Annotated in this window: 17 protein-coding genes; 5 read left to right on the top strand and 12 right to left on the bottom strand. The window is 40.9% G+C overall.

The features are described from left to right. The 4 genes from iorA to D6853_RS03695 all read left to right on the top strand — a co-directional run bounded on the left by iorA (position 1) and on the right by D6853_RS03695 (position 4,183). Positions 1-1,761, top strand: coding sequence for an indolepyruvate ferredoxin oxidoreductase subunit alpha (iorA, locus tag D6853_RS03710; protein ID WP_120656523.1), 1,761 nt, complete (start codon positions 1-3; stop codon positions 1,759-1,761). A gap of 2 nt (positions 1,762-1,763) precedes the next feature. Further along, positions 1,764-2,336: an indolepyruvate oxidoreductase subunit beta gene (locus D6853_RS03705; RefSeq protein ID WP_120656521.1), complete on the top strand. Its 573-nt coding sequence runs from the start codon at positions 1,764-1,766 to the stop codon at positions 2,334-2,336. Positions 2,337-2,367: 31 nt separating this feature from the next. Then, positions 2,368-3,669, top strand: coding sequence for a phenylacetate--CoA ligase family protein (locus D6853_RS03700; protein ID WP_120656519.1), 1,302 nt, complete (start codon positions 2,368-2,370; stop codon positions 3,667-3,669). 76 nt (positions 3,670-3,745) lie between these two features. Next, entirely contained in the window at positions 3,746-4,183 is a 438-nt protein-coding gene (locus D6853_RS03695; protein ID WP_120656518.1) for an acetolactate synthase, read from the top strand. A 59-nt stretch (positions 4,184-4,242) separates the two neighbouring features. Here the strand turns inward: D6853_RS03695 and D6853_RS03690 are convergent, their stop codons facing one another. The 4 genes from D6853_RS03690 to D6853_RS03675 all read right to left on the bottom strand — a co-directional run bounded on the left by D6853_RS03690 (position 4,243) and on the right by D6853_RS03675 (position 8,514). Then, entirely contained in the window at positions 4,243-4,830 is a 588-nt protein-coding gene (locus tag D6853_RS03690) for a GNAT family N-acetyltransferase (RefSeq protein WP_243108286.1), read from the bottom strand. 375 nt (positions 4,831-5,205) lie between these two features. Then, on the bottom strand, positions 5,206-6,054 hold the full coding sequence (locus D6853_RS03685) for an amidohydrolase family protein (RefSeq protein ID WP_120656516.1): 849 nt from the start codon (positions 6,052-6,054) through the stop codon (positions 5,206-5,208). Between the two features lie 12 nt (positions 6,055-6,066). Next, on the bottom strand, positions 6,067-6,945 hold the full coding sequence (locus D6853_RS03680; RefSeq protein WP_120656514.1) for an aldose 1-epimerase family protein: 879 nt from the start codon (positions 6,943-6,945) through the stop codon (positions 6,067-6,069). Positions 6,946-6,966: 21 nt separating this feature from the next. After that, positions 6,967-8,514, bottom strand: a complete 1,548-nt coding sequence (locus D6853_RS03675) for a sodium:solute symporter family protein (protein WP_120656512.1) — start codon at positions 8,512-8,514, stop codon at positions 6,967-6,969. A 195-nt stretch (positions 8,515-8,709) separates the two neighbouring features. Here D6853_RS03675 and fsa point away from each other — a divergent pair, with 195 nt between their 5' ends. Next, on the top strand, positions 8,710-9,363 hold the full coding sequence (gene fsa, locus D6853_RS03670) for a fructose-6-phosphate aldolase (protein WP_092249968.1): 654 nt from the start codon (positions 8,710-8,712) through the stop codon (positions 9,361-9,363). A 66-nt stretch (positions 9,364-9,429) separates the two neighbouring features. Here the strand turns inward: fsa and D6853_RS03665 are convergent, their stop codons facing one another. The 8 genes from D6853_RS03665 to D6853_RS03630 form a co-directional block, all read right to left on the bottom strand. Further along, positions 9,430-11,010 (bottom strand): hypothetical protein, encoded by a 1,581-nt coding sequence (locus D6853_RS03665; RefSeq protein ID WP_120656510.1) that lies wholly within the window; start codon positions 11,008-11,010, stop codon positions 9,430-9,432. 153 nt (positions 11,011-11,163) lie between these two features. Next, entirely contained in the window at positions 11,164-12,426 is a 1,263-nt protein-coding gene (locus tag D6853_RS03660; RefSeq protein ID WP_120656508.1) for a transglutaminase domain-containing protein, read from the bottom strand. Between the two features lie 47 nt (positions 12,427-12,473). Then, positions 12,474-13,349, bottom strand: coding sequence for a hypothetical protein (locus D6853_RS03655; RefSeq protein ID WP_120656506.1), 876 nt, complete (start codon positions 13,347-13,349; stop codon positions 12,474-12,476). Between the two features lie 220 nt (positions 13,350-13,569). Next, positions 13,570-14,169: a metallophosphoesterase family protein gene (locus tag D6853_RS03650; RefSeq protein ID WP_120656504.1), complete on the bottom strand. Its 600-nt coding sequence runs from the start codon at positions 14,167-14,169 to the stop codon at positions 13,570-13,572. Continuing rightward, positions 14,166-14,654, bottom strand: coding sequence for a ribonuclease HI (gene rnhA / locus D6853_RS03645; RefSeq protein ID WP_120656503.1), 489 nt, complete (start codon positions 14,652-14,654; stop codon positions 14,166-14,168). The genes D6853_RS03650 and rnhA overlap by 4 nt, the downstream gene beginning before the upstream one ends. Next, entirely contained in the window at positions 14,654-16,330 is a 1,677-nt protein-coding gene (locus tag D6853_RS03640; protein ID WP_158588648.1) for a MutS-related protein, read from the bottom strand. The genes rnhA and D6853_RS03640 overlap by 1 nt, the downstream gene beginning before the upstream one ends. 62 nt (positions 16,331-16,392) lie before the next feature. Then, positions 16,393-17,220, bottom strand: a complete 828-nt coding sequence (locus D6853_RS03635; RefSeq protein ID WP_120656499.1) for a purine-nucleoside phosphorylase — start codon at positions 17,218-17,220, stop codon at positions 16,393-16,395. A gap of 49 nt (positions 17,221-17,269) precedes the next feature. Then, positions 17,270-19,204 carry a serine hydrolase domain-containing protein gene (locus D6853_RS03630; protein ID WP_120656497.1) on the bottom strand — a complete coding sequence of 645 codons (1,935 nt, stop codon included), beginning with the start codon at positions 19,202-19,204 and terminating at the stop codon, positions 17,270-17,272. Positions 19,205-19,240: the final 36 nt, after the last annotated feature.

Genomic DNA, 19,240 nt, shown 5'->3' with positions numbered 1-19,240 from the left:
ATGGATCAAACAAAGAACGGGCAGCTCATGCTGGGCAACAAGGCAGTTGCTCGCGGTCTTTATGAGGCCGGAGTCTGCTTTATTTCCAGCTATCCCGGAACTCCGAGTACCGAAGTTACCGAAGAAGCTGCCAAGTATGATGAAATATATTGCGAATGGGCGCCGAACGAGAAAGTTGCTATGGAATCGGCTTTCGGTGCATCACTCGCAGGTCGCAGAGCATTCTGTGCTCAGAAGCACGTTGGACTCAACGTTGCCGCAGACCCTCTTTATACAATGTCTTACACAGGCGTTAATGCCGGTCTTGTTATAGTCGTTGCGGACGATGCAGGAATGCACTCTTCTCAGAACGAGCAGGATTCACGTCACCATGCTATCGCTGCCAAGGTTCCCATGATCGAGCCTTCGGATTCCAAAGAAGCACTTGAATACACCAAGCTAGCATATGAGATCTCAGAGGAATTCGATACTCCCGTTCTTCTTAAGATGTGCACAAGAGTTGCTCACTCACAGTCAATCGTTGAGACCGGTGAGCGCGTTGTTCCCGATAAGCCTTATGAGAAGGACATCGCTAAGTACGTTATGATGCCCGGTAATGCCAAGAAGCGTCACCCCATCGTTGAGGAGCGTACACAGAAGCTCATCAAATATGCTGAGACACAGCCTATCAACAGAGTTGAGATGGGTGACACCAAGATCGGTATCATCACATGCTCCACTTCTTATCAATATGTAAAGGAAGTATTCGGTGAGTCCGTAAGCGTTCTTAAGCTCGGAATGACCAATCCGCTTCCATGCGATCTTATCAAAGATTTTGCATCCAAGGTTGATAAGCTTTTTGTTGTTGAAGAGCTTGATCCAATCATCGAAAACCACGTTAAATCACTCGGAATCGAAGTTACCGGTAAAGAGCTTCTTCCCGTTTGTGATGAATTCTCACAGAATCTTCTTGCCAAGGCATTTGGCAAAGATATAAATGACAGCTTCTCGATCGATGAGAACATCCCTGCAAGACCTCCTGTAATGTGCGCAGGCTGCCCTCACAGAGGACTCTTCTATACTCTTAAGAAGAACAACTGCACAGTTCTTGGAGATATCGGATGTTACACACTCGGAGCTGTTCCTCCTCTCGGTGCGATCGAGATGACACTCTGTATGGGTGCATCTATCGGTTCTGTTCACGGCTTTAATAAAGTCCGCGGCGCTGAGAGCGAGAAAAAGACTGTAGCTGTGATCGGCGATTCTACTTTCATGCATTCCGGTATGACAGGACTTGCCAATGTAGCATACAACCAGTCCAATTCAACAATCGTGATCGTTGACAACTCTATAACAGGTATGACAGGTCACCAGCAGAATCCCACAACAGGCTACAATATCAAGGGCGACCCTGCAGGTAAGATCGATCTTGAGGCTCTTTGCAGAGCAATGGGCTTTGAGCGCGTAAGAGTTGTTGATCCTTATAACTTAAAGCAGTGCGACGAGGTTCTTAAGGAAGAGCTCAGCGTTGAGGCTCCTTCAGTTATCATCTCAAGAAGACCTTGTGCGCTTCTTAAGTATGTTAAGCACAACGCTCCTCTTAAGGTTAATACAGATAAGTGCGTTGGCTGTAAGTCATGTATGAAGATCGGATGTCCTGCTATCTCAATGAAGGACGGCAAGGCAAATATTGATAATACACTGTGCGTTGGCTGTAATGTATGCTCACAGATGTGCCCCGTTGGTGCATTTGAAGAAACAGCAAGCGGTAAGGAGGCCTGATAATGGAAACTAAGAATATTATGATAGTCGGCGTAGGCGGACAGGGTTCCCTACTTGCCAGCAAATTATTGGGACATCTCCTTATGTCACAAGGCTATGATGTCAAGGTTTCAGAAGTACACGGCATGTCTCAGAGAGGCGGTTCCGTTGTTACATATGTAAGATACGGTGAGAAGGTTTACTCTCCCGTTATCGATAAAGGTGAAGCAGATTTCATTGTTTCATTTGAGGCTTTGGAGGCAGCAAGATGGCTTCCATATCTAAAAAAAGACGGTCAGATAGTTACTAATACCCAGCAGATCGATCCTATGCCTGTTATCACAGGTGCTGCGGAATATCCCAAGGATCTTATCGAAAAGCTTAAGGCAACAGGAGCAAGGGTGGATGCTCTTGATTGTCTCTCACTTGCGACACAGGCAGGTTCGGCTAAGGCTGTTAACATCGTTCTTCTCGGAAGACTCTCTCACTACTTCGATCTTCCTGCAGAGGCATGGATGAAATCCCTTGAGGCCAATGTTCCCGCTAAGTTCCTTGAGATGAACAAAAAAGCTTTCGAGTTGGGTAAAAACAACTAATCATACTTATAAGTTAGACGGAGGAAATGTAATGGAGCGTTACTATCAAAAGGACATAGAGTGTGCGCCTTACGAAGAGATTCGCAAAATTCAATCAGAAAAGCTTGTAAAGCAAGTTAAACATGTATGGGATAATGTCCCCTACTACCGCAAAAAAATGGAAGAAAAAGGTGTTACACCTGATGATATCAAGTCAGTTGATGACCTCCATAAGCTTCCTTTCTTATCCAAAAAGGATTTAAGAGATGCGTATCCTTACGGACTTTTAGGTAAGCCCCTCAAGGAATGCGTAAGAATTCATTCAACATCAGGAACCACAGGAAAAAGAGTTGTTGCTTATTACACTCAGCATGACATTGATCTCTGGGAAGACTGCTGTGCACGTGCTATCATGGCAGCCGGCGGAACAGATGAAGACGTTGTTCATGTAGCATACGGCTATGGACTGTTCACAGGTGGTGCAGGTCTTCACGGCGGTTCACACAAGGTAGGTTCTCTCACTATTCCTATCAGTTCAGGAAATACAGACAGGCAGATAATGTTCATCAACGATCTTGGTGCTACTATCCTCTGCTGTACTCCCAGCTACGCAGCTTATCTTGCAGAGCGATTCAAAGAGATGGGCTACGGTCCCGATGATATTCCGCTTAAAGCAGGAATCTTCGGTGCTGAGGCATGGAGTGAAGAAATGCGTGCCGATATCGAAAAGACACTCGGCATCAAGGCATATGACATCTATGGTCTTACAGAGCTCTCAGGCCCCGGTGTTGCTTTCGAATGCTCCGAGCAGAACGGAATGCACATCAACGAGGATCACTTTATCGCAGAGATCATCGATCCCGATACAGAGGAAGTACTTCCTGAGGGTTCACAGGGCGAGCTCGTATTTACAGCTGTAGATAAAGAAGCCTTCCCTATGATCAGATATCGCACAAGAGATATCTGTAAGCTCACAAGAGAGAAATGCTCCTGCGGAAGAACCCACGTACGTATGGCTAAGCCTATGGGTCGTTCAGACGATATGCTCATCATTCGTGGTGTCAATGTATTCCCGAGCCAGATTGAGACTGTTCTAATGAACAACGGATATGCTGCAAACTACCAGATCGTTGTAGACAGAGTCAACAACACAGATACACTCGACGTACAGGTTGAGATGACTCCCGAGATGTTCACAGATAACGTCGGTGAGATTGAGGAACGTCAGAAGAAGCTTGTAGAAGGTCTTAAGTCAATGCTCGGCATCAAGGCAAAGGTTTCTCTCCTCGCTCCCAAGTCAATCGCACGAAGCGAAGGAAAAGCCGTAAGAGTTATCGATAACAGAAAGATTTGATAATAGTCTTTAAACCGAGATTTTAACTGCAAAATCATATATAATATAAATATAAAAAGACAAGGGGGATACAGCTATGAGCGTTATGCAGATTTCAGTATTTCTTGAAAATAAACCCGGAACCTTAAAGAAGATGACAGGTGTCCTTGCAGCCAATAAGATCGACATGCGTGCAACTTCTCTTGCAGAGACCAAGGACTTTGGTATCGCAAGGCTTGTAGTAGACGATGCTCTGTCAGCTGTTAACACTCTTAAGGAGAATAACTTCGTTGCAAGCCTCACTCCTGTTCTTGCAATCGAGATACCGGATGAAATGGGCGGACTTGATAAACTTCTTACAGTATTCGATGAAGCCAAGGTAAACATCGAGTACATGTACGCTTTCTCCGGCGGTTCCAACAAAGATCACGCTTACATGATCTTCAGAGTAAGCGATACCAAGAACGCCGAAGCTAAGCTTGCCGCTAATAAATCTATTAAGATGCTTACGCAGGAAGATATATCTTCCATCTAAGAATTCTTGATATAATTTAAGGCTGTGAATCACATGATTCACAGCCTTTTCTTAAAAATTTATATTTTCATTTCCATTGTTGTCTTCTGGGGTTTCATGCCCATCTTTTGATAAAATGCAAAAGCTCTTTGATTACCTGTCCATACGTTTAAAGTTATGTCTCTGCATCCGAGTGCTCTGGCTTCTTCTTTGACATGCTCAAAGATTTTCTGCGCTACATCTTTACCCCTAAAATTTTTATCCACGCAAATATCATCGATGTACATATACTTAAATTGCTGAACAAAAGGCTTATCGGGCATTTTCTTAAACTCACAGAACGCATAGCCAATTACAGCTTCGTTTTTTTCTGCTACATACACTCTCTTACTATCATCATCGAGTATGTCCTCAAGCTCAGTCGAGCTGTATTTAGTATGACCGGAAACAAAATAATCGGGTTTGATCCTTGCATGAACTTCAAGAACCTGCGAAAGAAGTGCAAGTAAAAACGGAATATCTTTAGCTGTCGCTCTTCTGACAACCAAATTTATATCTTCACTTACTTTTTCGGTAATACTTTCATTAATACGAGTGTCGGTATTCAAAGATATATTAACTTCTTTTTGTTCCTCTTTTTCAGCATCTTCTCTTATTTGTTCAGCCATGACTTCGGATTGCCAATGAAATTCACCGTCTAGATCTTCACCGCAGTACATACAATGAGTTTGGAATATACTCTCTATTCGCAATCCACGTCCGCATCCGGGACATCTGCATAGCGAATAAACCAGGCACTCGGTAAATACTACAATTAAAACTATGACAACTAATACGGCCAACGAAATCGTAAGTAAATCATCATAAAAGTGACCCATGATCAAATAAACCAAAAAAACAATGGGAGCACCTATAATCAATTCAAGTATATGCAATGAAAAATATAATCCTAACGGCGTATAATTATTTAATACCAAATATCTCTTTAATTTTTTCATAGTACAATCCTTTTAAAAACGCATAGTCAAAATCAATATGATTCTTTAAGATAACCCCAGAAGCGATGAAGCATTACCATACATGATCTTTTCAAGATCATCACCGGAAAATCCAAGCGATTTAATATATTCAGCCGATTCTTTCTGTGATGACCAAGGGCTGTCGCTTCCAAACAATATCCTTTCGCTTCCGAATGCATTAACAAGCTTTACAAAACCTTCCTTATCAAGCATCGCTTTGTCCTTATCATCCCAGTAGCCGTCAGAAAGAGCCTGTATTCTCCCTGATGAAAAAGACGTATCAAGATATACGGAAGTATCTTGAAGATAAAGCGGAACTTCTTCCCAGTTGCGCCACCCTCCCATGTGAGCCAAAACAAACTTGAATTCTCCGATGGTATTGATAACATTCCTGCACATCTTGGGAGAACAGTTTACAACTCCCGGAAAGCCGATATCTAGTCCGGCATGAGTTATTACAATAAGATCATTTTCGCACGCGGCATATATGATATCAAGAAAAGGCTTGGAATCTATGTCAGCCTTCTGATATACCGGATGAATTTTAATCCCCTTTATACCTTCATTCTTAAGGCGTCTAAGCTCCTCTTTGTACCTCGAGTACTCAGGATGAATGCAGCCAAAAGAAATAAGTCTGTCATGATACTTTTCATTTACACGTAAAGCCTTATCATTAATGCCTTCAACCTGAGATGCATTTGTCGCAACAGGTAAAAGGACGGACATATCAATGCCGCCCTTATCCATCGAATCTATAAGTCCCGAAACCGTACCATCCGTGTAAGCCAGAATATGAGCCTCTTTACTAAGGCTATCTACAGCCCGCGCCGCAATAGAATCGGGAAATGTATGGGTATGAAAATCAATAACCATATATTCAAACCTTTATAAAATCTCTATAGAAAAAGCTGTGTTGAAGCTCTCTCCTTTTTCTAATCTGTTGCCGTGTTCTCTTTTTTCAAGAGCATGTTCGTAGCCTACTCTGTCGCATCTTCCGTTCCAAGGCTCTATGCATACAAACGGCGCATTCTTTTTATCGGGAGACCAAACACCGAATAAAGGCGCATCAAAGCTGACCTTCACCTTATCCGCATCGTCCTTACGAATAATCGTAACGCTATCTGACTGTCTGCCCTCAAATATAAGTGCATCCTCATCAAAAAGCTTTGGCTCGAGAGTAAGAACTCCTCCGGTAGTTTTAACATCAATTACTTTTTCTGAGAGACATCCGCTGCTCATATCGATAACACCTGACTTAAGCGTATCTTTTACCGCAGCTCCGTTTTTTTCAAACAAGAGCTCATCGGTGTTAAGATCGCAAGTAAATGCCGGATGAGCACCTATTGAGAAATAAAAAGCTCCATCATTTTCATTCTTAACGTTATAAGAAACGGTAACCTTACTTCCTTCAAGCTTATATCCTATCTGCAATGCAAACTTAAACGGATAAACCTTCATAGTTTCTTCTGTATCTTTTAATTCAAATAAAAGCTCATCAGAAGTCTCTTTTACCAAGTTAAAATCCATATCTCTTGCAAAGCCGTGCTTAGGAAGCTCGTAAGTGACACCATCATAGATGTACATATTCTCCCACAGTCCACCTACTATAGGAAAAAGAACCGGTGAAGTTCTTCCCCAGTACTTGGGATCAGCCTGAAACATAAATTCTTTTCCGGAATCAATCTTGGTCAAAGATCTAAGCTCTGCGCCGTGGTCCTCAACCTTAATTGCTATATCATTATTTTTTAAAACGTGTAGTGACATAAAAACCTCTTTTTACAAACATTACTCAGAATCATCTGAAAGTGATGTGCTCTGATGTACAAGAACTTCCTTGTTGTAGCAAGCAAATGCGCCGTCCACAAGATCCTTCGGAGGCTTCTTGGTAAATGCAGAGATCAAAGGAACAATCACAAGTCCTGCAAGCATGCAGAATGCACCGGCATTGATGGGTGACTGTAAGAGTGTAGGGAACTTAGGTCTTACAAGCATATTTGCGATCATTACTACTGTAGAAAATACGAAGTTAACCCAAACAGCTGCCTTTGTGATGAACTTAAAGTACAATCCGTAAAGGAAAGGTGCAAGGAATGCTCCCGCAAGTGCGCCCCATGAAACACCCATGAGCTGAGCGATAAACGTTACATTTCTCTTGTACTGAACAATTGCGATAACAACAGAGATTCCAACGAATACGACGATCAGGATTCTCATGATAAGGAGCTGTTTCTTTTCATCCATGTTCTTAACTACGTGACCTTTCAAAAGATCCAGTGTAAGAGTAGAACTACTTGTAAGAACAAGTGATGAAAGTGTTGACATTGAAGCTGAAAGAACAAGCACTACAACAACAGCAATAAGGAAATCGGGAAGTCCCGAAAGCATTGTAGGAACGATGCTGTCAAAGCCGTTTGCCGCAATATCAATCTTATCGGAAAAGAGTCTTCCGAAGCCGCCTAGGAAATAGCATCCGCCGGCAACAATAAATGCAAAGAATGTAGAAACTATTGTTCCTTTTGAGATTGCTCTCTCACTCTTGATCGCATAGAACTTCTGAACCATCTGAGGAAGTCCCCATGTTCCAAGCGATGTAAGGATTACGACACCGAGAAGATTGATGGGATCGGGTCCAAAGAATGATGCAAAAACACCGGGAGTCGTTGAAACAGTTTCATCGCTTATTCGTGCAAGTCCGTCGATAGCTGCAAGGAATCCGCCCTGTGAATTAAGAACGGCAAGTACAACTGCGCTGATACCGATAAGCATGATGATACCCTGAATAAAATCGTTGATCGCTGTAGCCATGTAACCGCCGGCGATAACATATATACCTGTAAGTACGGCCATTACAATTACACAGATTGAATAATCGATGTTAAAAGCCATACCGAAAAGTCTTGAAAGTCCGTTATACAATGAAGCTGTATATGGAATAAGGAAAATAAATGTGATAACGGATGCTGCTATCTTAAGAGATCTTCCGCCGAATCTTGCGGCAAAGAACTGCGGCATTGTTGCCGAGTCAAGATGCTGTGTCATGATACGTGTTCTTCTTCCGAGGATAACCCATGCAAGAAGTGAACCGATAAGAGCATTGCCAATGCCGACCCATGTTGAAGCAATACCGTATTTCCATCCGAACTGTCCGGCATATCCGACAAAGATAACCGCCGAGAAATAAGATGTTCCGTAAGCAAATGCCGTAACCCAGGGGCCAACGGATCTTCCGCCCAATACAAAACCACTTACGTCAGTAGAGTTCTTTCTGCACATCATTCCGATGTAGATCATTACAGAAAAGAAAACCAGTAACATTAAAACTTTGATAATCATACCTTCTCTCCTCTAATACAAATAGTCTTTCTACACTTTAACACTTTCAACCGGTAAAGTCAATTGATAGATAGCAATATTTGGGCAATTTTAGCTAATAATTTCATATTGAAAAATTACGAAATAGTGTTATATTTTAAGTTGTGTTAGTTTGGTAGTAAAAAGAATTAATGTATTAAAACAAGGAGTTAAATTATGAAGTTCTTTCTTGACACAGCTAATGTCGATGACATTAGAAAAGCAAATGATATGGGTGTCATTTGCGGAGTAACAACAAACCCATCACTTATCGCAAAAGAAGGCCGTGATTTCAATCAGGTAGTTGCTGAGATAGCTTCTATCGTTGACGGACCTATCAGCGGAGAGGTAAAAGCTACAACAGTTGACGCTGAGGGCATGATCAACGAAGGCCGTGAAATAGCTAAGATCCACAAAAACATGGTTGTAAAGATTCCTATGACTACAGAAGGTCTTAAGGCTTGCCACACACTTGCAGCCGAGGGAATCAAGGTTAACATGACACTTATCTTTACAGCAAACCAGGCTCTTCTTGCAGCAAGAGCAGGCGCTGCATTCGTAAGTCCTTTCCTCGGACGTCTCGATGACATTTCAGTTCGCGGAACAGATCTCATCTCTGAGGTTGCTGAGATCTTCAACATCCACAACATCTCAACAGAGATTATCGCTGCAAGCATCCGTCATCCCATGCACGTTACCGATTGCGCTCTTGCAGGTGCAGACATCGCAACAGTTCCTTACAAGGTAATCGAGCAGATGACTCACCACCCTCTTACAGATCAGGGTATTGAGAAGTTCCAAAAGGATTACATAGCAGTATTTGGCGAGTAATCATTTTATTCATTGCATACAAAAACGTCGAGGGCAAAAGCCTTCGACGTTTTTTATTACTATAAGTTATTTAGTGAACATTTTAAATTCACCCGAATTCGGATCATAAGTATAATCCATGCCTGACAGATTTAATACAGTGACCACTTTATTATCTGCATTCATATCCAGATGCGCAGGTATACCGCACTGAAGCAATAAGAAAGAATAGTTTCTGTTTAATTCAAATTCATCAGAGTAATTATCTCTGCAATAATTAAACAAAGAAATTGCATTCTTAAAAGCCATCTCACCCGGTTTCGCTTTACTGTTTATAATATCTTCTATCTGTTTTTCATAGTCTTTTTCCTTTGAAACAAACTCATCTTTCGGAATCAGATATTCAATCTTTCCGACTCCGTCTTCAAAGCTCACTCCTTTGATCTTATCTGCCGCAAAAGGAAAATAACAACCGAGTATATCAGAATCGGTCACAAGCTTAAACGCATTCTCGTTGGAGCACTTAAATGTATCCTTACCGTTTATAAGCGCATCACAAAGATTATAAAATGCTTCTTTGTTCTCGCTTTGATTATTATTTTCCATTATCCTTGTATTAAAGACATATCTTCCGTCTTTAATATTCTTACCAAACTCATAAGCTGCAGACCTAACGCTTTCCTTTGCCGCTGTATCATCTTGATTATTTACGGACGGCTCTTCCTTTTTAGCATTCGGAACAGTCAAAGTTATCCCCTTCAGTTTAGCCTCATAGCTTTCAGAAAAAGAATGTTTCTTAATGTAGTTTCTGGCATCGGTTTTCTTTATAAGCTCAGAGGTTTCTCCGATATTGGAAACTTTAGCCGGATAACCGCCAAAATCAGACTCTTCATACTTTTTCCAGACATCATCTATAGATTTTCCTGCAAATTTAGTTCCTTTAAATAAATATTTCCAAGCTTCTCCCCAATCACTGCTCGGATATTTTTTATCTATAATTATCTCAAAATAATCACGAATAATATCTCGGTCAGAAGATGAAGTTTCCATATCAAGCCAAACCAAGAAGCGGCTCGAATTCTCACGGGATTTATCATCTTTAGCCGTATTTAACGTCCAGGAGGCGTCATTATATTTACCGTTTTTATATGCATAAATATATCTGCAATAATTCGCGAATATTTCCTTATATTTATCGTACTCAATGTACTCTGATTTCCATCCGTTTTGTATTAAATGTGCAAGTTCATGTGTAAAAGCATCATAGTGTTGTGGATTAGCAGCCAAATAATTTTGATTTATAAGAATAGTACTCGTTTGATGTGCTGCTCCGGCAATATTGAGCTCACTATCATCTCTTATTACAAGAGTTACATCAGTTGGAGCCATAGAATAAAAACCAAATCTATCATACATAGCAGGATAAGCCTCAAAAAAAAGTTTTTCAAGCTCATCAATTGTCGATGTACCTGCTCTGCCATCCCACTTCGTAAGATCAATTGTAAGCGAAAACTCAATCCCGTTTACCTCTTCACTTTTGGTTCTTATTTTCTCCGTGTTTTGTTGAACAGCCTGCTCATCGGCAGCAAACAGATCTACTTTGGGAACCATTGCGATACTCAAAGAAAGCGCCACCACCAGCGCCATAGACATTAGTTTACGTTTCATTATTAATTTCTCCTTCCGTTTTTAAGCGTCAGCGGCTCGTACCGAGCCACATAGGAAAGAGTATAACATGTATGTACTTATCTAACAAATTTCACAGGATAATACTTACACTAAAACAGGCCGGCCAAAAAATAGGTCGACCTGTTTTTTGAATTAATCATAATAAAACTCTGTTACTTCTTTGGTCTTATATGAAAAATAATAAACTATATTATTATCAGTATCCATATCGACAAAATACCCGTGAGCAAGCTCAAAATATCTGTCATCTGTGGCTTTATAATAACAATTTTCCAGAAATTTAGGTTTAAATGCATTAAGTACATAATAATCCGGATTATAATTTCCCAGATTTTGACGTGCGGAATCAGACATAAGGAAAAAATTAAGTCTGGTTGCACCATCATATTTATTCGGCCGACTTAGACCGTATGTCGGGTCTACATGATAATCAACGCCATCTATCCTGACAAGGCTCCATCTATGTCCTGTTCTATCCGGTTCAATTTCATGCCCTTCTCCGCATCTTATAATGTCCGCATGTACTCCGCACTGCATAAGAAGATACGAATACAGGCTGCAAAGTTCGGTACAGATACCACATTTATTTTGCAGCGCCCTATATGCCATTATATAGCCGGCTCTATCTTCTATATCCAGCTCTGTGGCATCATGATCGTATGTATAATTTTGAGTCATATATACATACAACGAAAGCGTTTTTTCAAAATCGGAATAATCCGGACTGACCGTTGAATTCAATATGTCCTCGATTTCATATTCAAATTCATTTACTCTTTCAAGGAACTCATCTACAGGAATCAGATACTCAATCGTTCCTACTCCGTCGGAATAGTCAACCGGTTCAATACATGCGGCTGCGGGAGGAAAATAGTTGTTTAAAAAAAGAAAATTGGTAACCCAATTAAATGCGTTTTTATTGGGACACAAAAATGTATCGTTACCTGATTCAAGAGCATCACAAAGATTAAAGAATGCCTCTCTTTTATCCTCTCCCAAAATTTCAGCTGTTCTATCCGAAAAAACATGAGTATTAAATACATATCTGCCATCTTCGATATTGCAACCAAAATCATATCCTGTAGGTTCGCTGAAAACATACTCGGCAGATTCTTCCGGTTCTTCCTCTTCTACCTCAAACTCGTACAGCTCATCATCTTCAGTATTTTCATATTCTTCAATTTCAGCTAACAGTTTACTCTTGGATTTTCCATAGAATTCCTGTTCAAAATCTTCGGTAGCTTCCTGTGAACTGCTATCAGTCTCCGTATCTTCATTTTCCTCATATGAGACCTGATAAGAACTACTCTCAGCAGCGGATGAGCCTATATCTGATATTGTCTGCTCAGGTACAGATCCAAAGATCAGCGCAAGTATCAGTATAAAAACAAGCATATAAACCTCGACTTATATCTTAACTAAATTCTTGAATATCTATTAAATCATTCCTCAGAAGCTGTATCGTTCTCAGGATAATTAATTCCCTCTGAACTGCAAAGATCATCTTCAGCCTCTACAACATTTCCGTCCTCATCAAACATTGCAGAAGGTCCAACCTCTGTGATAACCTCGTCATCAACCTCTGTATCGGGTACAGCGATAAGCTCTGTATCGTCATCTGTATCAACTACTGCGATAAGCTCTGTATCATCATCTGTATCAACTACAGCAATAAGCTCAGCGTCGTCCTCAGTATCGGAAACAACTACGATCTTTCCGTCTACGATCTTTACTTCCTGTGTATCGCTCTCAGACTCTGTATCCTCTGTCGGATCGTCTGCATAATCTGAAGGTGATGTTGCTTCAGGCTGATCTACATCATTCTCAGGATAATTGATTCCCTCTGAACTGCAAAGATCATCTTCCTGCTCTATAATATTTCCGTCTTTATCAAATAAAGCAACAGGACCAACCATATGCTCTATAGGGTTTCCGTCATTATCATATATTGCAACAGGTCCAAGTAAATGATCTATAATATTACCATCCTCATCAAACATAGCTGCGGGACCAACTTCTGAAAGGACCTCTTCGTCATCATCTGTATCGGGTACAGCGATAAGCTGTGTATCATCCTCAGTATCAGAAACAACTACAATCTTACCGTCTACGATCTTTACTTCCTGTGTATCGCTCTCAGACTCTGTATCCTCTGTCGGATCATCTGCATAATCTGAAGGTGAAGTTGCTGCTTCAGCTTCAAATACAGGAGGATTTGGTGATACAGCATGTACATGAGGTCTTGCGCAAGGACAAAATGCCATGCTGAAGTTGATCATAAATAAAAGTGCCTTTGGTAACAAACTAAATCTAATCATTTTTTACTCCTTCCAACTTTACTTTTCTAATTTCTAAGCGTTATATATGTGTTGCATTTGTTAATTCACCTTAACATATTATTAACTATGTGTCAACATTAAAACGATTGCTTTTGGAATTCCGGGTAGATGAGTGATCTAGAAATCCAGCAAAATAGGCTTGTTGCAATAGATTTTTATCTAGCGCAACAAGCCTAAATTTTATAATTGTTTAACATTTTTAAGACAACTTGATCCACTCGGAAAGAGTGAGCGGAGTATAATCAGATCTCATGCAAAAACAGTTGATCATATTGCACGGAATAGTACTCTCATGCTCGCTTCCTATCGGATAATACGGTGTACTTCCGATAAGCTCGATTATCTTTTTCATAAGATCCTCGTCCCTTGTATTATGTACATGGCCGTATAACATATAAGTCTTGGGATCTCCGTTATGTCTTTTTCTGTACTGTCCGTCATAAAAAGGAATCGGATAATGACAGCAGATAGCTTTCTTTTGAGAATCTGTTATCTCCCTGTAATTATCGATCCATTCAAATCTGTCTTTGTCAAAATCAGGTGAAGTAATGTATTTATCATGGTTTCCCGTGATCAGACAGAGTTTCCCTTTTAGCTTATGAATAAGCTCATTAGTCTGATCAACCTTTCCAAGTGAAAGATCTCCGAGAATAATGACGGTATCGGCTCTTGTAACCTTGTCATTCCACCTTTTTATCATGTATTCATTCATTTCTTCAGTGCTCTTAAATCCGCGTTTGTCCATCTTTTCATTAAGAGCATTATGATAGAAATGACAATCGGCAATATAATATATCATTTAAGATCACCACCATCATCATGTAATAATGTCGAAGGCTCGCCATCGGCGGCACTTGTCGCAAGCTCGTCACACCTCTCATTTTCATGATGACCCGCATGACCTTTTACCCAGTTCCACCTGATATTATGCGGCTCTGCAGCCATTAAGAGTCTTTTCCACAGCTCAACATTCTTAACAGGCTGCTTACCGGCTGTTTTCCAGCCTCTGGAGATCCAGCCTTCCAGCCACTTTTCATTAAAAGCTTTGATAACATACTGAGAATCCGAATACAGCATAACATCGCAAGGTCTGTTAAGACTCTCAAGTCCCATGATAGCGCCCATTAGCTCCATTCTGTTGTTTGTAGTCTTATCATAGCCTGCGCTAAGCTCTTTAATATGCTCCTGCCCTTTCGCATCAACATATTTCATTACAACGCCGTAGCCACCGGGCCCTTCCGGATTTCCCCTTGCGGCTCCGTCTGTATAAATCTCAACAAGCATTATGCCCATACTCCTGTCTTGGTAAATTTATCGGCAAGCTCCTGTGCCCTTTCAACGATTCCTTCATCATATCCAAGAACATTAAGAAGCTTAATTGCGTTACGATTGATCGCAGCGCCATCCTTGATCATATAATCAAAATGCACATCATTGTCAGTCACATTGCCTTCAAAATGATAGAGATTATAATACTCATCCAAAAGAGTCGTAAGCTCAATATCATGAGTTGCGGCAAAACACAAAACGCCACTGTTTGCAAAGGATTTAAGTATCTCTGTGGACGCTGCGATCCTCTCTACAGTATTGGTTCCTCTCAAAACCTCATCTACAAAGCACAGAACAGGCGCTTTAGTCGTTTCCTTAGATGCGTCAATGATCCTCTTCATCGATTTAATCTCAACAATATAATAGCTGTCGCCCTCAAAAATATTGTCGTTAAGCGCCATAGATGAATAAATCCTGTAAAGCGGCGCCTTATACTCCGATGCAAGCGATGTGTGAATGCTCTGTGAAAGAACCGCATTGATCGCTGCTGTCTTTAAGAACGTTGACTTTCCCGAAGCATTTGAGCCCGTGATCAATATTCCCTTATCTGTCGTAACAGTGTTCGGAACAGGTTCCTCGATAAGCGGATGAATAAGATCTTTTGCACTATAAGAAGCTGCGCTGAAATCAGGAATGCTATAGTTTTCTTTAACCGATTCTCTAAAACAAGCTACACTTATAAAAGCTTCCAATCTACCAAGCGTCGTAATTATTTTCTCAAGGTCATCTTTTTTCTCCATAATAAACTTATACATCTTGTTAAACTTGATAATATCAAGGTGCAAAAGTATTCTGAGATAATCAAGGAGCATATTGAATGGATCGCTGCCTGAATTCATCCTGCTCGGTGACATCAGTATATACGAACCTTTGCTGAAGCCTTTAAGATTGGACGCAGCAATTCTTAACGCATAAATGTCATCCGAAACCTCCGGATATTCAGCCTTTGAAAAATAGTTGACCGAGTTAATTGCTTTAAGAACATATCTGTAAGTTGCAAGATATGGTTCGATCTTGTTTTTATCCTTAAAATACAAAACAATATTGATAATACACAAAGCAACAACAGCCAAAAAACCAATCGCAAAATTAAAAAAGCAAACAATAACAGCCAAAACGATCAATGCGATCATAAGGTAATGCTTGGCGTTACTTGAATCAAGAGCATCGCCCAAAAGATTTAAATAATCATATATGGAAAATCTCGTTCCTCTTCCGATCCTACTGAAGATAAGCTGATACTTTATTCTGGCTTCTTCATTTTCGGAAAAGAAAGAAACCTTCTTTTCGATGTCGTCAAAATCATCTTCGGTCTTGGGTGTCCTTAGCATATAGTATAGATATTCTTCACCCGATGCGGAAAGACAGTAATTCATCCTTGCAAAGACACCGTCCATATTAAGATCATTCCAGGTTATGTCATCAATCTGAAAATCTTCCTTGTGATTGTCATAATAGCCCCTCAGATGATCCAGCTCATCACTCTTATACTCACGCTTCGGAGCATTTCCGTAGTTGTCTTTAAGATATTTGGTAAGTCTTTTTTCAAAAACGATCCTGTCTCTGATTCCAAATAAATATATCAGTAAAATGCCGCAAGCAACGACGGCAAATATTACTATTCCATCCATAAAACTCTGTTCCTTTTGTATATTAAGATATAAGGGGCAAAAGTATTTTTGCCCCTGCATGATCACACGAATTTCTTGATTGATTCAGTCACAAGCTTGGTAAATAAAGGCGCTGCCTTATCGGCTGCCTCCTGGACCTCTTCATGTGAAAGAGGTGTATCCGAAAGGCCGGAAGCCTGGTTTGCTATGCACGAAACACCGCAGACTCTAAGTCCCATGTGATTAGCGGCAATCGCTTCATTTACAGTACTCATTCCAACTGCAGATACTCCGAGCTTAGCAAGAAGCTGAATCTCTGCAGGAGACTCGAAAGAAGGTCCCGTAAACTGGCAATAAACGCCCTCTTTTAGTGTGATTTCGTTTTCTTTTGCCGCTTCTTTGATAATATCCTGAAGATCTTTTTTATAAATCTCAGACATATCGGGGAATCTTGGTCCGAGTTCATCAAGATTCGGTCCGATAAGTGGATTGGGAGCAAAACATGAAATATGATCGGTGATCAGCATAAGATCGCCTGCTCCGAAGCCTTCGCCAAGTCCGCCCGAAGCATTGGTAAGGAAAAGAATCTTCGCACCGAGCATACCCATAAGTCTGACAGGAAGTACGACATCGCTTATGTCATAACCCTCATAATAATGAACTCTTCCTTTCATGCAGACAACCTTTACATCGCCAACATATCCGAATATAAACTTTCCTGCATGACCGGGAACAGTTGAAACGGGAAATCCCGGAATATCCTTATATTCAATCTCAGCTTCGACCTTAATATTCTCTGCATAATTACCAAGGCCCGAACCGAGTACAAGAGCAACATCAGGTTCAAAAGAAGTCTTTGCCCTGACAGCGTCTTTGCATGCAACTAATTTATCGTATAACTTATTTGCCATAAAATAAGCCTCCTTTTCTTTTACCAAACAAGTATATCATAAAGCAACATCAACTGATAAGGTGACCGCGAACGGAAGGTTGGATCGTATTTTTCATGGCTCCCTCCAGAAAATCCTTAACACCGCCTTTGACAATCTTATTAAAGATCCTGCCCTGCATACCGCCAAGTCCTTCGGGCGCAATGCTGGTCATCGTATCAATAAGAATATCCGTACCCGGCGTTTCATTTAGCCTTAATTCAATTCCCGAGGGAACGGATGGATGAATGAAAGTGCCTTTTTTGTCCTCTCTGTCCGATGCATTGTCATCAAAATAAATATTAAAAGTACGCATGCACGCTTCCTCAAGAAAACTTATCTCATTGCGGATCACAAGCCGGTTATATTCATCGGTCGTACACACGGAAGACATTGAAAGCTTGTAGTTCTCGCCGTGCATATTTATCGTATTTACATAGCTCTTTCCGCCAAATCCGCATCGAAGACTGTAGATTTGCGTTCCTTCATATATGTCTATGAAAAAGAAATTACTGTCAAATAGCCTAAAGCCTATCTTAGATATTCCGTCAGTGAAATTGTTGTGCACAACCTGCATCATGATAGGGAAAAGACCCAGATTCTTATTTTCAAGCTCATACACATGGCCGTTAAGCTTGTGAAGCCATGTCGAAATAAGCATATTTTCATTTCGGACGTTATATGAAGCAACAGAAGCTTTAAAGCTGGATCTCTTGGATTCAAACTCCGCAACTTTTCTTTTCGGGCGACCACTCGTCATGGTAACCGCACGTTTCTTCCAACCACCTGAAGTTATTACGGGAAAAGAGCTTGTTTGACCGGAAAGGGATCTGCAAAGTGCATTCAGCTCGGACTGCGCTTTGAAATCTTTGGGAAGCGCAATATTCGATACTTCCAGATTTTTCATCGCTTCCCTTATCGTAACAGCCATAGGCGATGTTTGGAAAATATCGCTGTTACCGGCGTTGGTCACAACGATCATATCAATATCGGGATAGACAAAAACATTCTGTCCGAGCATACCGTTAAACGCATAAGAGCCCGGTCTGTCATCATTTATCCAAAGCTGATATCCGTAGTGTTCGTTATCATCTTTACCTGTTTCGATCTGATGTGAAACAGACTCTTTTACCCATTCTTCGGGAACAAGCTGCTCCCCGTTCCACTTACCGTTTTGGAGATAGAGCTGACCAAGCTTAGCCATATCCTCCGTTCGTATAAAGAGTCCCCATCCGCCCTTGGTAATATTCTGAGGACAGCTCTCCCAGAAAATACGCCTTATTCCCATGGGGTTAAAAATTCTCTCTTTGCAGAATCTAAAAAGCGAATCGCCTGTAATCTCAGTAACTATCGCAGAAAGCATGTATGTATTCATGCTGTTATAATCAAACTGAGTTCCAGGCTCAAACCTTGAACCGGCCTCAAGAAAACTTTTTCTCCAGTCATTTCCGCTGATCGCTCCGGCCTCATTAAAATCGGCTCCGCTAGACATTGTGAGCAGATCTTTTACTTTGATCGTCTTTTTCAGAAAAGCAAATCGGCTTATTTTTGCACTGAAGATATCGCTAAGTTTATCCTCAACGGAAAGTTTTCCTTCGGAAACAAGAATACCTATAGCCATAGCGACTATGCTCTTGCACATAGAATAAGAAACATGCCACATATCAAGCTTATATGGAGCAAAAGAGCTTTCGGCGATCACATTACCGTGTCTCAATACCATTATCTTGTGCATTCTGCATTCTCTGTTCTTTGCAAGATTTTTTATAAGAGACGTCAAAAAAGCAGAACTGACGCCTTCCTCTTCAGGTAAACTCCTCTTAAGCGGCATCTCCATATCAGTAATAGCCGAATTCTCAATAAAATCCGGTTTCTGAGGAGCATAGTCAACTTTGCTGATCTCGCCGGTCTCACCGGTTACAATCTTTAAGAGAAGTTCTCCAACGTCCAGTCCTGCTTTTGCCATATTATTTTATTTCCTCCGACAAGCGCAAAAAAGATT

The organism is Butyrivibrio sp. X503, from assembly GCF_003625475.1.
Taxonomy (GTDB): domain Bacteria; phylum Bacillota; class Clostridia; order Lachnospirales; family Lachnospiraceae; genus Butyrivibrio.
The sequence above is the reverse complement of the archived record's forward strand: the minus strand, read 5'-3'. Positions and strand labels throughout refer to the sequence as shown.